10 protein-coding genes are annotated in these 15,482 nt (G+C 61.9%); 4 read left to right on the top strand and 6 right to left on the bottom strand.

Annotated features, from left to right (window positions below; genetic code table 11):
- Window positions 1–13: 13 nt before the first annotated feature.
- The 3 genes from P0Y58_04870 to P0Y58_04860 form a co-directional block, all read right to left on the bottom strand.
- Complete coding sequence (locus tag P0Y58_04870; protein ID WEK31535.1) at window positions 14–844, bottom strand: hypothetical protein; 831 nt, start codon at window positions 842–844, stop codon at window positions 14–16.
- Window positions 845–928: 84 nt separating this feature from the next.
- Window positions 929–4,024, bottom strand: coding sequence for a TonB-dependent receptor (locus tag P0Y58_04865; protein WEK31534.1), 3,096 nt, complete (start codon window positions 4,022–4,024; stop codon window positions 929–931).
- 172 nt (window positions 4,025–4,196) lie between these two features.
- Window positions 4,197–5,159, bottom strand: a complete 963-nt coding sequence (locus P0Y58_04860; protein ID WEK31533.1) for an AraC family transcriptional regulator — start codon at window positions 5,157–5,159, stop codon at window positions 4,197–4,199.
- A 202-nt stretch (window positions 5,160–5,361) separates the two neighbouring features.
- Between P0Y58_04860 and P0Y58_04855 the strand changes: the two genes are divergently transcribed.
- The 4 genes from P0Y58_04855 (at window position 5,362) to P0Y58_04840 (ending at window position 10,357) form a co-directional block, all read left to right on the top strand.
- Complete coding sequence (locus P0Y58_04855) at window positions 5,362–6,384, top strand: class I SAM-dependent methyltransferase (GenBank protein ID WEK31532.1); 1,023 nt, start codon at window positions 5,362–5,364, stop codon at window positions 6,382–6,384.
- A gap of 4 nt (window positions 6,385–6,388) precedes the next feature.
- A complete protein-coding gene (locus P0Y58_04850; protein WEK31531.1) occupies window positions 6,389–7,657 on the top strand; it encodes an MFS transporter in 1,269 nt (422 codons plus the stop codon).
- A gap of 121 nt (window positions 7,658–7,778) precedes the next feature.
- Window positions 7,779–8,792: an extracellular solute-binding protein gene (locus P0Y58_04845; GenBank protein WEK31530.1), complete on the top strand. Its 1,014-nt coding sequence runs from the start codon at window positions 7,779–7,781 to the stop codon at window positions 8,790–8,792.
- The gene (locus P0Y58_04840; GenBank protein ID WEK31529.1) at window positions 8,792–10,357 is read left to right on the top strand and encodes an iron ABC transporter permease; all 1,566 of its coding nucleotides are present in this window, start codon (window positions 8,792–8,794) and stop codon (window positions 10,355–10,357) included. The genes P0Y58_04845 and P0Y58_04840 overlap by 1 nt, the downstream gene beginning before the upstream one ends.
- 330 nt (window positions 10,358–10,687) lie before the next feature.
- Here the strand turns inward: P0Y58_04840 and P0Y58_04835 are convergent, their stop codons facing one another.
- The 3 genes from P0Y58_04835 to P0Y58_04825 all read right to left on the bottom strand — a co-directional run bounded on the left by P0Y58_04835 (window position 10,688) and on the right by P0Y58_04825 (window position 15,455).
- Window positions 10,688–12,622 (bottom strand): methyl-accepting chemotaxis protein, encoded by a 1,935-nt coding sequence (locus tag P0Y58_04835; GenBank protein WEK31528.1) that lies wholly within the window; start codon window positions 12,620–12,622, stop codon window positions 10,688–10,690.
- A 296-nt stretch (window positions 12,623–12,918) separates the two neighbouring features.
- Window positions 12,919–14,211: an adenylosuccinate synthase gene (locus P0Y58_04830; GenBank protein WEK31527.1), complete on the bottom strand. Its 1,293-nt coding sequence runs from the start codon at window positions 14,209–14,211 to the stop codon at window positions 12,919–12,921.
- 56 nt (window positions 14,212–14,267) lie between these two features.
- Window positions 14,268–15,455 carry an ATP phosphoribosyltransferase regulatory subunit gene (locus P0Y58_04825; protein WEK31526.1) on the bottom strand — a complete coding sequence of 396 codons (1,188 nt, stop codon included), beginning with the start codon at window positions 15,453–15,455 and terminating at the stop codon, window positions 14,268–14,270.
- Between the last annotated feature and the right edge of the window lie 27 nt (window positions 15,456–15,482).

Genomic DNA, 15,482 nt, shown 5'->3' with positions numbered 1-15,482 from the left:
TTGCGCTTGCGGGTTACTGCTTGGCACCGCCGAAGGCGATGTTGCTGGCGGCGGTGGCGCCTTTGTAGATACCTGCCAGCGCCTGAGCGTTGGCGCCGTAGAAGCGGCCTTCAATGTTGCTACTGCGGGCGAAGGTGCCGTTGGAGGCAATGCTGGTACCGGCGAAGTTGAGAGTACCCACAGTACCGGTGATGGTGCCCGAACCCGAGCCGTAGTTAGCGGTCAGCACGCCCGAAGTAACGCCTGCGCCGGTGCCGGGGTTGTATTGTTTGACCCCGACCACGTTGTATTTGGCGTTGACCAGGGTCGGCATGGCGGTGGTCGGGTTCTCGCCCGAGTACCACACTGCACGGCTGCTACTGGACAGGTTCAAGTCGGTGCTGTTGTCAGGCTGGGTGCCGGTTTTGCGTGGCGCCCACTCACCGAAATAAACCTCGTTGCCGGTTACCTTGGCGATGACTTCGCCGCCAAACTCCGGAAACCCTTCCTGAGGATTGGAGATCTGGCGGTAGGCATACACGGCCGTGTTATAGGCGTAGTTGTTTTTCCAGGTTTCAGAAATTTTGGTAGCGCCGCCCAAGGTGATATGCGCCGAGGTAAAGCCTGGGGTAGCAATCACGGCATTAGTCTGATTAATAGGGCCAGCGGCAAAACTGACGACCTTGGAAGTATCTGCAAGCGTGGGTGAGTTGCTGGTCGGCATTGCAATGCCAGCAGTACCCACGGCCATCAGATTGGATTGCGCCGCTTTAACCAGCGTGGACGAAGAACCGCCGGCCACAGGGGCAGCAAAGCTGGTGGATGCCACAAGCGACAAGGCAGAAACCATAAACAGTTTTTTCACAACAACCTCCTAGTTAAGATGTAAAAAACCACTATTTTTTAATACTAAAAAATAGCCAAAAAACCTTTAGATACTTTAGATACTTTAGAACCTGACAGTAAATCCGGCCTTCAACGTACGCCCCGGCGCTGGCATCATGACGCGCGCCAACGGGTCAATGTAATAACGGTTGGTGATGTTATTAACGCCCATCTCGAGGTCGAGACTTTTATTGACCTGGTAACTGGCATAGGCATCGAATACCCAAACAGGGTGCCATTGGAATGGCCGATTGCCCGTGGTCACCGCTAACGAGCCGTTACGGATCCACTCTTCTTCGTCCTCGTTCTTGGCACTGGAGTGGTAGGTCATGCGCCCACCCAACTCCAAGGCCTCGCCGAACAGGCGAACGCCGCCATCCAGATCAATGGAATACTTGGGCTGCAGGCTGGTACGGGCGAAGGTGGTCGGGAAGCCTGCGGTGACGCACGTGCTGTAGTCCCGTTGGAAGAAGGGCTCCAGGGTAGCCGCGTACTCTTTGTCACACAGCTCCTGCTTGAGGCGGTACGTACCCCCCAGATTGACAAAATAACGTCCCGTATCGAAACGAGTTTGTAACTCGATGCCGGAGTATTTCTTTTTGTCGAATTGAACAATATTGAAATAGTAATCGCGATCGATGAAGTCACGAATTTCATTCTTATAGTAATTTATCCGAAAATCGGCATAGCGAAAATCAGGCATGAACCCGCGAAGGTCGTGTACGTAACCCGCCTCCCAGTTGTAAGAATGTTCCGGCCCTACTGCACTCGCCCTGCGCAAACCACCGAAGGTCGACTGGGTCGCTTCATACACCGAAGGAAAACGTACAAACTCGCTGTAACGTATATAAATGCGCGCCCTGTCTGTCAGCAAAAAAGTAGCGCCAAACATGGGCGTCCATGCCGTGCCTTGCAGTTTGTCGGGTTTGCTCCAGCGGTCGTTTTCGCTGACTTCTTCAACCACCGCGCCTTCATTAGCGTACCCGACATAACGCAAGGCATTGCCATTGCCACCCTGGGCATTGGAGACTGTCTCTTTCAGATCAACTTCACCGTTACGAAACTTGTTGGTCGCCGTGTCAATCCTGAAGCCGTCATAATCGGCAGTAAACGAAGTTTTATTTTTATAGAGGTAGCCATCAACGGTGGTATTGGCCAGTTCTATCTCCACCATTTCATCGACCATCTCGTCAGGCAAACCCCAAGACTCAACCTCCGCCCGCAAGCCATCACGGAACGCCTGCGCCTCCGTTGCCGTCATCAGCTCCCGGTAGCTGAACGCCTGGCCCACAACCGCCGACGTATCCCCCCAGCCGGCATCCTTGTTCTTGCGGTGCTTGGCCAGGCCATCATCGAACGCGCTGTAATCGGCAAACCGTGCGCCAGCGTTCAGCACCAGCCAAGGCGTAGCCGACCATTCGTTATTGAACGTGAAGTTGAACTCCTGCCGGCTACCACTGCGTGTGCCCACAAAATTGCCTACCCAGGCGGCCAGGTTGGTAGAGCCCACGTCAGCAGCTGCCTGCTGGGCCAGCTTCTCGTCGCTGAAGTTACCGGCCAGGGTCAGCACCAACGAATCGGTAAGCTGCATACGGTTGCTCAGGTTCACGCCCCAGCGGTCGTGGTCGGAAACCTGCAATGCCCTGGCCAATACATTGAAGCGGCCATCGGTATTGGGCAGGCGCTGCGGCGCTGCACCGCAACTGGCGGCAGTGCCGGCCGCCATGCATCGAACGTAGTTGTTGTAGCCAACATCCTGGTCGCTTACGAAGGTGGCCGCGATGCCATACACTTCGTCACCGTTCTGGTGGCGGCGCGAGTTGTTCTGGGTCATCCACACCCCGGCCTGCAGGTCGATCAGGGGGTTTTCATCAGGGTTCCAGTTGTAGGTCAGGCTGTAGGTGTCCTGCTTGATCTCGCTGTAGGGGAACTGCAGCGCATAATCCTCACCTTCGGGTTTGTTTCTCACCATGTAACTGATCAGGTACGGAACGCTTTCACCAAACTCCTGCTCGCTGCGCATATACGTCAACTTGAGGCTTTGCTGGTCAGGCAGGTACCACGTGCCCTTCAACAGTGAGGTGCGCATTTCGCTGGATGTGTTGACCACCTCCTGCCCAGGTGCGTACAGGTTGGCAACGTAACCTGTCGCAACAGCGCCCGACACATTCCCGCCTTGCACAGCGCTCGCTTCGTCCCACCATTTGTCAGTCTGATAACGCTGGCTGCCGCCCTTTCCGCTGTAGTAGTTACCCTTCTTTCGGTAGCTGTAGGCCGCCAGTAAATCGAAGTCATCATGACGGGCGCCGGCAGCGATACGGAAGGCGTTGTCGTTAAAGTCGAAATCGGTGCCACGGTTCTGGGTGTGTGGCGACACTTGCATGATGGCCTTGTTGCCTACCGCCAGCTGGCCGTTGTAGCCAGAAGAAACACCCTCGATATCGCGGTAGTCCTTGCCGAAGTAATCCATGGCCGTTTCGTCGGGCTTGACCGAGTTGGTGGCGGTTTCGCTCTTGATCTCCAGGCCAAACTGCTCGCCGGGCCGCACGATATCCTCGGCTTCCAGGGTTTTGATCTGTACCGAGCCGCCCACGCCACTCTTCACACCCGGGGTCATGGAAGGCCCCTTTTCCACAGCGATGCTGCCGATCATGCTGGGGTCTACATAGTTGCGGTTGGAGACGCCCGCCGACCCCATCCACACCGAGCTTGCCTGCTCGGTGCCGTCCACGGTGACCGGAATACGCCCCTCACCCTGGATACCGCGAATATTCGGGTCCAATGCACCGCTGTTGCGGGCATCACCGCTGTAAACCCCATTCAGCCCACGGAAAACATCCCCGACCGATGCGCCTTTGTAGCGCTCAAGCTCCTTCTTGCCGACATAGGCGCCAGAAATGTCCTTGCGGTAGACGTCGCTCTTGCCCTTCTCATCCTTGTCTTCCCACTCCCCTTTCACCTCCAACGCTTCCAGCACCTGCAGGCCTTTCTGCGAGGTGCCGGCCTTGCTCATCTCTTCTTCATATCCGGCCGGCAGCTCGATCTCGATCGGCCCCATGCTGGGTGCGGAAGATGGCGCGGCCGCCGCTTCGCCCTCGGCCAGTGCAAGGGGGCTGGCAAGCGCCAGCAGGACGGACCAGGCCAGCGGCTTGAGGCGCATTGGCGAGGGCGTTGTGGTAAGCAAGGGCATGGCGAGACCTGTGTTTATCGGTACATGGCAGTTTCATGGCCACTCTGCGGCGGCGATGTGATACTACCGATAAACGCAAATGAATCTCGTTTAGCTTTGTATGCTTTTCGCAAAAATACCTATGCGCTCAGGGCCTCGGTCTTCAGCGCTTTTTGCCAAAGATGGACTTAGGCGTACGCCCAAAGTAACGGGTAAAGGCGACCGTGAAATTGTTCGGGTACTTGTAGCCCACTTGCCACGCGGCCTGGGCCACTTGCTGCCCGGACTCGAGCAGGGTCATGGCCTTGCGCATGCGCAGGTCCAGCAGCATGCGTGCCGGGGTGGTGTCGAACAGGTGGCGGAAGCCTTCCTTAAGCTTGTGCTCGTTCATCCCCACAGCGGTCGCCAGGTAGTCCACGGTCAGCGGCGTATGTAACTGATCACAGAGAATGTTGCGGGCCCGCTCGATGCGCTCGATGTCGCGGGTGCCCAGCGGCGAGGCTGCGCCCTCCTGCGGCGCCAGCAGGTTGAACTGCTCCGACAGCAGGCTGAGGGTATGTATATGCAGGTCCAGCCGGTTGCACGGGTTCAGCTCACCGGCTTGCAGGTAGCGCACCAAGGCCGCTGCATGGGCCTGGGCAGCTTTGGAGCTGCGGCGAAAATCCAGGCGGTTGAGCCGCCCGCTGCCCAACACCTGTGCCGCCCGCTCCTCGCCGACGTATTTGCACAAGGTTGGCTGGTCGATCACCACCCGCAGTTGTGAAGCCGTCTCGTTGGCCTGGTAGCGGCGCTCGCCGGGCGTTGCGCGGAAGGCCGTGATGGTGGTGTGCCCTGCCTCGAAGGCCAGGTTGCTGCCATCCTGGCCGAGGAAGCCCGACTTACCCTGCAAACCCACGGTGACCACCATCACGTGGCCGTCATGGGGGCCGCAAGTTTCTTCGATCAGGGTGCGCACCGGGTGATAGTGCAGGCGCCCCAGCGACAAGCCTTGTTCCAACTGCAACAACTCGGCATGGCACTGGCCGAGGTCTTCGCCCAGCTGCATGCGCATGCGCCCGTCCTGGCCAACCGAACGGTGCCGGGGTTGATCCATGCCGAGGCGGCAACTTCCTTTCACTGTGGTCATGACGGCATCCCTGAACACCCGCGGCCAGCGCTTCGCATAGAAACGGCTCCGGCTCGCATACTTGGCGTGAATGATTCTCATTTAGTATATATCACCTTTTTCAGTGATTCGGCCATGCCTTGTTTCGCTTCACCAAGGTGGTCAAGTACAGGGAGTTACCGTGCCTCAACGTGCAAAACTTGCCAGTCCCCATCATCAAGCCTTGAGTAGCCCTCACCCCTTGCAGGCCTGCTGGGACCTGCAGTTGAACGGGCTGGGCGCCGATGCCTTGCAGGTAGCGCTGGAATGCGGCGTGTTCGACCACCTCAGCACATTCACCGCTGCGCAGCCGCTGGCCGCCACCCTCGCCCTCGACCCGGGCACCACGGGTTACTTGCTTGAACTGTTGTGGAGCCTGGGCCTGCTGGAGCACGACGGGCAACAGCCGCCGCGCTACCGCAACCTGCCGCTGGCCGACCTACACCTGCGCGCTGACGCCGCTGGCTACTGCGGCGATGCCCTGCTGTTTCGTCACAAAGTGCTGCGCCATACTGGCAGCCAGCTTGGCGACTACCTACGCAATGGCCTACCGCAATTACCCGTTGCCCCGGCCGCCTTGGCCAAAGGCTGGGCCAATGCCGCACGGGTACAAATTGCCCAAGAGCAGCGCGCGGTCACCTGCGAGGTAGCCTGCGCACTGCTGGAGGGCTTGCCGGAGTACCCGCAACTGAAACGAATGCTCGACCTGGGCGGTGGCCCCGGCCTGGTCGCCATTGCCCTGGCCCAGCGGCTGCCAGCCTTGCAGGGGGTAGTTTTCGAATATCCCGAGGCCGCCGAAGTGGCGCGTGGCAACATTCGCAGCGCCTGCCTTGACCAACGCCTGCAAGCCGTTGGCGGCGACCTCAACGAAGACGACATCGGCAGCGGCTACGACCTGATCTGGTGCTCCTCGGTGCTGCACTTCGTCAACGACCTCCCCGCCACCCTACAACGCCTGCACAGCGCCTTGCGCCCCGGCGGCCTGCTGGTGTGTTGCCAGGCCGAAGTGCCGCGCGCGCGCCAGGACGCTGCACACGTACTGCCCTACTACCTGCACATGCGCCTGCAAGGCCGCCACATCCTGGCCGAAGGCGAACTGGCGCGCATGCTCCAGGACGCAGGCTGGAACGCGGTGCAACAACTTAACGGCCTACGCTTTCCGGTAACCCCGGTGAACGCGGTCATCGCTCGCAGACCTCTGGTGTGAACTCATGAATGCAACCCGTAATGCCGGCCTGCAATTGCTGTTCGGCTGGCTCAACCTGGCGCTGGCAGTGCCCAGCATCTACCTGATGTTCGGCATGCCACTGGTGATGCGCCAGTATGGCTGGAGCGGCACCGAAATCGGCCTGTTCCAACTGGCCGGGCTGCCGGCAGTGTTCAAGTTCCTGATGGCCGTGCCCGTGCAGCGGGTACGCCTGGGCAAAGGGCACATGGTGCACTGGATGCTACTGCTGGGCGCCGTGCTACTGGTGCTGTACTGGCTGATCGGCCGGCAGAACCTGATTGAGCAACGCTTGCCGCTGTTCGCCATGACCTTTGCCATCAGCATCATCGCCACCTGGATGGACATCCCGCTCAACGCCTTGGCGGTGCAATGGCTGCCGCGAAGTGAACAACTGCGGGCCGGCAGCATTCGCTCGGCAGCCCTGTTCCTTGGCGCGATCATCGGCGGCGGCGCCATGTTGCTGGTGCAGGCCAGGCTGGGTTGGCAGGCACCTTTCCTGATCATGGGGACGGCTCTGGCGGTCGGAGCACTGCCGCTGTGGGCGCTGCGCCGACGGGCACAGCCAAACGAAGCCGAGCATCAAAGCCGGACAGGCTTGGTCGCCGACTGGTTTAGCTTTTTTAGTCAGCCTGGCGCCGCCCAATGGAGCTGGCTGTTGCTGAGCGCCTTTCCGTTTATTGGTGCGGCCTGGCTATACCTCAAACCCCTGATGCTCGACCAAGGTATGCCCATGGAAGACGTGGCCTGGCTGGTGGGTATCGCAGGCGGCACAACCGGTGCCGTGTTCAGCCTGCTTGGCGGCCGCCTGGCTCGCGTGCTTGGCACTGCTCGGGCAATCGTCTTGTATCTGCTGGCCGCGCTGCTGGCCATGCTGCTGCTCACAATCAGCGTGTGGCTGCGCCTGGGCCCGGGCTGGCTGGCTGCCAGTGTGCTGTGCCTGGCAGCAAGCATGGGCGCGGTATCGGCACTGATGTTCGGCTTGACCCTGTTCTTCAGCCGGCGCCGGCAAAATGCCAGCGACTACGGTCTGCAGTCGAGCCTGTTTGTCGTTACACGCTTGGCCGCCCCGGTGGGCGCTGGCTTGCTGCTTGATCGGCTTGGCCAGCATGGCATGCTCGCCTGCCTTAGCGCGGGCCTGCTTCTGGCCCTGCTGTTGGCCTGGCGGGTTCGCAGGGGTATCGCCGCCGGTACACAGGCATTGCTGGCCGAGGACGTCGGCTTGGTCTCCGTTACGGGTAAAGGCGAGCCATGAAGCCAATGCAGCCGATGCAGCCGATAGTCTGCTCATGAATTTCTCGTCACCCGGCCACCTGAGAAACGATTTCGTTTACCATTGTTTCCAAATATGTAGCCGTAAGCGAGGAAGTACCCGCATGACGATCCGCCCGCAACCGCTGATGCGCACCCTGGCCGCCGCCGTGCTGAGTCTGGTCATCGGCGCTCCGGCCGCCATGGCAGACGCACCCGTCAACCTGACCATGTACAACGGTCAGCACAAGGAAATCGGCGAAGCCATCGCCAAGGCCTACGAGGCCAAGACCGGTATTCACATCGATATCCGCAAGGGCAGCAGCAACCAGCTGGCCAGCCAGATCATCGAGGAAGGCGACCGCTCGCCCGCCGACATCATCTACACCGAAGAATCCCCGCCCCTGAACAACCTGGGCGAGCTGGGCCTGCTGGCGAAGATCGACGACGCCACCGCGAACATGATGCCCAAGGAGTACGTAGGCGCCAACGGTACCTGGATGGGTATCACGGCCCGTACACGCATCGTGGTGTACAACCCGAAGAAGGTCGACGAAAAAGACCTGCCAACCACAGTGATGGACTTCGCCAACCCTGAGTGGGAAGGCCGCGTCGGTTACGTACCCACCAGTGGTGCGTTTCAGGAGCAGGCCGTGGCCATTCTGAAAATGCACGGTCGTGAGGCCACCGAAGAATGGCTGACCGGCCTGAAAGCCTTCGGCAAGACCTACACCAACAACATGGTCGCCCTCAAAGCCGTTGAAAAAGGCGAAGTGGCTGCGGTGCTGGTCAACAACTACTACTGGTACGCGCTTGAACGCGAACGCGGCAAACTGGACACCAAACTCTATTACCTGGCGGACGGCGATGCCGGCAACCTGGTAACCATCTCGGGCGCAGCCGTGGTCAAGGCCAGCAAGCACCCGAAAGAAGCCCAGGCCCTGCTCAACTGGATGGCCAGTGAAGAAGGCCAGCGCGTGATCACGCAGACCACTGCCGAGTACCCGCTGCACAAGGGCATGGTTTCTGACCGTGGCCTGAAGCCGTTCAACGAACTGCGCCCGCCGAACATCTCGCCGGCCGACCTGGGTAACGCCGAGGAAGCCATCCAGCTTGAGCGCGAGGTCGGCCTGCTCTGATGACTGCCGCCCTGTCCGAGCCGGCGCCGGTACGTTTCGTACCGCGCCGCAAGCGCCCCTCCATCTGGGTAGTGCTGCCTGTGCTGTTCCTGGTGGCGATGAGCCTGCTGCCACTGGCTTATGTCGCCATCAAAGCCTGGGAAGCCGGCTGGCGCGAAGCCCTGCACCTGCTGTGGCGCCCGTTTGTCTGGGGGCTGATGCGCAACACCCTGATGCTGATGGTCGGGGTGACGCTGACCTGCATGGTGGTCGGCCTGGCGCTGGCCTGGCTGCTGGAGCGCAGCAACCTGGCAGGCCGCCGGCTGTGGGGCGTGGTGTTGTGCCTGCCGTTCGCCGTACCATCGTTCGTCAGCAGCTTCACCTGGGTGTCGCTGAGTTCGGACTTCGAAGGCCTCGGCGGGGCGATCCTGGTCATGGCCTTGTCCAAATACCCGCTGGTGTTCCTGCCGGTGGCGGCGACCCTGCGTAACGTCGACACCTCGCTGGAGGAGTCGGCGCGCACCCTGGGTTGCAGCCGCTGGAGCGTGTTCACCAAAGTCACCCTGCCGCTGCTTTGGCCGTCAATGCTCGGTGGTGCGCTGCTGATTGCCCTGCATATGCTGGTGGAGTTCGGCGCGCTGTCGATCCTCGGCCTGCAGACCTTCACCACGGCCATCTACCAGCAGTTTGAACTGGAGTTCAGCAATGCCAATGCGGCCATGCTGTCTGCGGTATTGCTGGCGATGTGCCTGGTGATGTTGTGGCTGGAACTACGCGTACGCGGCAAGGCCCGCCATGTGCGCATCGGCCAAGGCGTGGCACGCCGCGCGCAACCGGTGCGGCTGCGTGGCTGGGCGCCGCTGGCGCAGCTGTTCTGCGTAGGGCTGGCGGTGCTGGGTAGCGGCATCCCGCTGGCCATGCTCGGCTACTGGTTGAGCGTGGGTTCATCGGCAGCGTTTCCGGTGGCCGCCATCTCCAAAGCGCTGTTCACCTCGTTGTCGGTGTCGCTGGGCGGTGCCGGCTTCTGCGTGCTGCTGGCACTGCCGATCAGCTTCCTGGTGGTGCGTTACAAGGGTCGCCTGGCGATCTGGGCCGAGCGCCTGCCGTACCTGCTGCACGCCCTGCCCGGCCTGGTAATCGCGCTCACTCTGGTATTTTTCGCCCTGCACTACGTGCCGGCGCTGTATCAGACCACGGCCTTGCTGCTGCTGGCCTATGCGCTGCTGTTCCTGCCTCTGGCGCAGTCGCCGGTACGCACCGCGCTGAACAAGGCCTCGCCGACGCTGGAGGAAGCTGCGCGTACGCTGGGTGCGAGCAGCTTTGCTGCGTTCTGCCGGGTCACCCTGCCGATCATCTTCCCCGCGATGGCTGCGGCTTTTGCGCTGGTGTTCCTGGATGCCATGAAAGAGCTGACGGCTACCCTGCTGCTGAGCCCGACCGGGATGACCACCCTCGCCACCGAGGTCTGGGCGCATACAGCCAACGTCGAATTCGCGGCGGCGGCGCCTTATGCGGCGTTGCTGATCGTGGTGTCGGGGCTGCCGGTTTATCTGCTGACTACGCGGATGTATCTGAACAAGGCGTGATGGGTACGCCGTGAGTGCTTTGCCGACGCGTATATCGAGCGCCGCCCGCGCGGCGCTTCGCGGGGCAAGCCCGCTCCCACATTTGTTGCAACGTGCCAAAACTGTCAGGCCATGGTTGTCCACCTTGTTGGCTTGACTTGACCTCTTGGCTGGCGCTAGCGCCGCCCTACCTGTCTAGAGGCATGCACCAAGGCGAGCGCCGCCTCTTTAACAGGCATGGCCACGTTGCAACAAATGTGGGAGCGGGCTTGCCCCGCGAAGCGCCGCGCGGGCGGCGCTCGATCTCACAGGCACAGGAAAAGACAGGTCGAACACCCCCAAGCCCCCAACTCAAGCCCTGAACTGCCCCAGGCTGGCCCTCAGTTGTGCCGCCAGCTCATCCAATACCTTGCTGCTGGCCGTAGTCTGCATCACCACTTCAGCCGAGCGCTCAGCCTGGGCATGGATGGTCTCTACCCGCCCCCGCACCGCCTGGGCACCATTCGCCTGCTGCTCAGCCGCTCGGGTGGCCAGGCCGATGGCCGCATGCACCTGCTCCACCGCCGCCTGCACAGACTGCTGCCGGCGCTCGTTGTCACGTAGTACCAACAAGCCTTCACTGGCCTTGAGCCCGGCCTGGCTAATGGTGGCCACGGCCTCCTTGGCACCCTTCTGCAGCGCCGCGATGTGCGACTGGATATCACCCGTTGAGCTTTGCGTCTTGCTCGCCAGCGCCCGCACCTCATCGGCCACCACGGCAAACCCGCGCCCGGTCTCACCTGCCCGGGCAGCTTCGATGGCCGCGTTCAGCGCCAGCAGGTTGGTCTGCTCGGCAATGCCGTGGATCACCGTCAGCACCACTTCGATCTGCTCGCTCTGCTTGGCCAGGCGCTCGATCACCTGAGAGCCAGCATCCACTTGGCCAGCCAGGTTTTCGATCAAACCGGCCAGCTGGGTAGACGTGCGGCTGTTTTCATCCGTGGCCTGGCGGATATCCACGACTTGCTGCAACGCCGCCTGCATCGCATGGCTTTCGGCCTGGGCTTCGTCGGCCATGCTCGAAAGGTCGCGCAGGCTGGCCGCCACTTCATCGCGCTGCAGCGCAGCAGCAGCGTCGGCACCGGCGTTGCGCTGAGCCATCGCGCCAATTTCCACGCCGGTGCGCTGCGCCACTTCCCCCGCCTCGCGCACGATCGGTTGCAGCTTGTCGACAAAGCGGTTCACCGCCGATGCCATATCACCAATTTCATCGCGGCTGTCGAGCGGCACGCGCTTGGTAAGGTCACCTTCACCGGCCGCCAGATCGTTCAGGGCGCCAATCAGCAAACGCAGCTTGCTCAACACGCGACGACCAAGCACCAGCGCCACCACCAGCAGCACGCCCACGCCAACGAGCACCAGACCCAGACCGATGCGCCAGCGCAGCTCGGCGGCGGCTTCGCGCACGGTCTGAGCGGTATTGGCCTGCATTGCGGCAGCACTGCCTTGGGCCTTCTCCAGGCGTTCGCGCAGGGTCTTGCCACTGTCGGCAGCAGCGCCGACCAGGCTGTCACCAACCAGTTGTTCACCACTGGCGATCAGTGCCGCAAAGCGTTGATCCAGGGCCTTGAGCTCCTGATCAACACCGGCGGTGGAAACACCCATCAGGACTTTGCCGATCTCGGCACCATTGGGGTTGATCGAGGCTTCGACGAAATACACCGACGGATCGCGGCGCGCAGCTTCGAGCACCTTGTCCAGCGCTCGCTCACCCTGGCCCTTCTCGATCAGCGCCTGATTGATCGGGTTTTGCCGGTTCAGGTAGCGGGTCAGGTGCTGGCCCTGGGCGTCGTCGTAGATCACGAACAGCACGTTGGGGTTGCGCTGGGCACGCCGGGCAAAGTCCGAGAGCACCGGCACGTCGTTGTCCCAGATCGCCCTCGGGGCGACTGAAGCCAGCAGCTCGGCCATGTCGTTGGCGGAGTCCTTGAGGTTCTTTTCCAAGGTGTTGCGCAGTTGCTGCTGTTCGCTTTGCAGGCGCTCCGACAACCCGGCGCTCAGGCGCTGGCGGGTGCTGCTGGACAGGCCGTCGAGACCCGAGCGTACATCCTGCCCGGCCTGCTCCAGGTCGCTGGCCAACTGCCGGCTGTCGTTACCCAGACGTTCGCCAAGGTCGGCTTCCAAGGCAGTGACCGTGCTTCGAGTGAGCGCAACGGCAACCAGCACCTGCACCAAAAGAGCGATACCAAGGGCAACAAACACAGGCCGCAAAAGGCGGCTTCGTAACAGTGAGAGGATGGCAGACACGGTGTAACCCTCGTGTTTTCTGGCGCCACTATTTTGATGGCATCTACAGAAACTTCTTACAGCAAGGGTTGTGCCGGGGGCAGCAGGCAAATGCGCCAAGGTCTAGCAATGGGCTTTCCTGTACCGGCCTCTTCGCGGGCTCGCCCGCTCCCACAGGAATTGCACATATTCTGAAACCTGTGGAGGTCCTGTGGGAGCGGGCAAGCCCGCGAAGAGGCCGGCACAGGATTAATCCATAAACAAAAACGCCGCAGCCCCTTTCAGGGCCACGGCGTCAGATCAGCCTGGAGGGCAGATCAGGCGAACGGGTGACGCAGCACGATGGTCTCGTTGCGGTCCGGGCCGGTGGAGATGATATCGATCGGCGCGCCAACCAGCTCTTCGATGCGCTTGATGTAAGCGCGAGCAGCTTCTGGCAGGGCTTCCAGGGACTTGGCGCCCACGGTCGACTCGCTCCAGCCTGGCATCGTTTCGTACACCGGCTCCAGGCCGATGTAGCTGTCGGCGTCGGACGGGGCATCATTGACGGCGCCGTTTGCGTCCTTGTAACCGACACAGATGTTGATGGTTTCCATGCCGTCCAGCACGTCCAGCTTGGTCAGGCAGATGCCCGAGATGCTGTTGACGTCGATGGCGCGACGCAGGATGACGGCATCGAACCAGCCGCAACGGCGGGCACGGCCAGTGGTGGAGCCGAACTCGTGACCACGCTTGGCCAGGCCAGCGCCGGTTTCGTCGAACAGTTCGGTCGGGAACGGACCGGAACCAACGCGAGTGGTGTAAGCCTTGGTGATACCCAGGATGTAGTCCAGGTACATCGGGCCAACACCGGAACCGGTGGAGATGCCACCAGCGGTGGTGTTGGAGCTGGTGACGTACGGGTAGGTACCGTGGTCGATGTCCAGCAACGAACCCTGGGCGCCTTCGAACATGATGTCCTTGCCAGCACGACGCAGGTTGTGCAGCTCGGCAGTGACGTCGAGCATCATCGGCTTGAGCAGTTCGGCGTATTCCATGCATTCGTCCAGCGTCTGCTGGAAGTCGATGGCCGGCTCTTTGTAGTAGTTCACCAGCTGGAAGTTGTGGTAGTCCAGCAGCTCACCGAGCTTGGCGGCAAAACGCTCACGGTGGAACAGATCACCGATACGCAGGCCACGGCGGGCAACTTTGTCTTCGTAGGCTGGGCCGATACCACGGCCGGTGGTGCCGATCTTGGCTTCGCCACGGGCTTTTTCACGGGCCTGGTCCAGGGCCACGTGGTACGACAGGATCAGCGGCGCAGCCGGGGAGATGCGCAGGCGCTCGCGCACCGGTACGCCCTTCTCTTCCAGCTTGGTGATTTCGCGCATCAGGGCGTCCGGAGCAACGACCACGCCGTTGCCGATCAGGCACTGTACGCCTTCACGCAGGATGCCGGACGGAATCAGGTGCAGAACGGTCTTTTCACCGTTGATCACCAGAGTATGACCCGCATTGTGGCCACCCTGGTAGCGCACTACGGCGGCAGCATGTTCGGTCAGCAGATCGACGATCTTGCCTTTGCCCTCATCACCCCATTGGGTGCCCAGGACGACGACATTCTTACCCATTACATTGGTCCTCATTCACGCAAACTTGGTTGCCGGCCTGTTGCCGACGCAGAAACTCACTGGGCCAGCGGCAGAACCTGCCAGCGCCCGTCTTGCTGAATCAATTGCCGATCACAATCCGCCTCGAGAGCAGCACTCAACGGCTGGCCAGGCAGGGCCTGGACCACACGCTGGCCCTCGTTGCGCAACTGGCAGACTTGCTGCCAGAGGGCCGCGTCGCCACTGTCCGGCATCCAGATGCCGCCCGTTGGCAATACGACCTCCGCTCGCCCCAGTGTGACCAGGGTCTTCAAATCCGTGGAGAAACCGGTGGCCGGCCGTGCCCGGCCAAAGTCGGCGCCGATGTCGTCGTAGCGCCCGCCCTGGGCGATCGATTGACCCTCGCCCGGCACGAACACGGCGAACACCACGCCGGTGTGATAGTTGTAGCCGCGCAGCTCGCCGAGGTCGAAGTACAGCGGCAGGTCCGGGTAGCGCGACGCCAGGCGATCGGCGATCGACAGCAGGTCGTCCAGCGCCGCCAGCACGCCGGCCGGGGCACGGCCCAGGCGCACGCGAGCTTCGGCCAGCACTTCACGGCCACCGCACAGCTCGACCAGTGCGCGCAGCATGTTGCCCAGGTCCTTCGGCAGGTCGGCAGTCAGCGCCTGCACTTCATCGACGGCCTTGCGCTGCAGGGCGTCGAACAGCTGCTGCTCGACCGCACCGGACAGGCCGGCAGCACGGGCCAGGCCGCGGTAGATACCGACGTGGCCCAGGTCCATGTGTACGTCCGGCACATCAGCCAGTTGCAGCGTGGCCAGCATCAGGCTGATGACTTCCACGTCGCTCGTCGGGCTGGCATCGCCATACAGCTCGGCGCCCAACTGGATCGGGCTGCGCGAGGTGGACAGCGCACGCGGCTGGGCGTGCAGCACGCTGCCGGCGTAGCACAGGCGGCTCGGGCCTTCACGGCGCAGGGTGTGTGCGTCGATACGCGCCACCTGCGGGGTGAAGTCGGCGCGGAAGCCCATCAGGCGGCCGGACTGTGGGTCCACTACCTTGAAGGTGCGCTGATCCAGGTCCTGGCCGGCGCCGGTCAACAGCGACTCCAGGTACTCGATATGCGGAGTGACGACCAGCTCGTAACCCCAACTCTGGAACAGGTCCAACACCTGGCGGCGCGCGATCTCGATGCGCGCAGCCTCAGGTGGCAGTACTTCCTCGATGCCATCTGGCAGCAGCCAGCGGTCTACCGTTGCCATTACGCCATTTCCCCTCTGGTCCGGGCG

This window comes from Candidatus Pseudomonas phytovorans (assembly GCA_029202525.1).
GTDB classification, from domain to species: domain Bacteria; phylum Pseudomonadota; class Gammaproteobacteria; order Pseudomonadales; family Pseudomonadaceae; genus Aquipseudomonas; species Aquipseudomonas phytovorans.
The sequence above is the reverse complement of the archived record's forward strand: the minus strand, read 5'-3'. Positions and strand labels throughout refer to the sequence as shown.

Bases quoted from the DNA above. Each gene is read 5' to 3' on its own strand.
- P0Y58_04865 (WEK31534.1), bottom strand. From the start codon at position 4,024: ATGCGCCTCAAGCCGCTGGCCTGGTCCGTCCTGCTGGCGCTTGCCAGC.
- P0Y58_04860 (WEK31533.1), bottom strand. From the start codon at position 5,159: ATGACCACAGTGAAAGGAAGTTGCCGCCTCGGCATGGATCAACCCCGG.
- P0Y58_04850 (WEK31531.1), top strand. From the start codon at position 6,389: ATGAATGCAACCCGTAATGCCGGCCTGCAATTGCTGTTCGGCTGGCTC.
- P0Y58_04845 (WEK31530.1), top strand. From the start codon at position 7,779: ATGACGATCCGCCCGCAACCGCTGATGCGCACCCTGGCCGCCGCCGTG.
- P0Y58_04840 (WEK31529.1), top strand. From the start codon at position 8,792: ATGACTGCCGCCCTGTCCGAGCCGGCGCCGGTACGTTTCGTACCGCGC.
- P0Y58_04830 (WEK31527.1), bottom strand. From the start codon at position 14,211: ATGGGTAAGAATGTCGTCGTCCTGGGCACCCAATGGGGTGATGAGGGC.
- P0Y58_04825 (WEK31526.1), bottom strand. From the start codon at position 15,455: ATGGCAACGGTAGACCGCTGGCTGCTGCCAGATGGCATCGAGGAAGTA.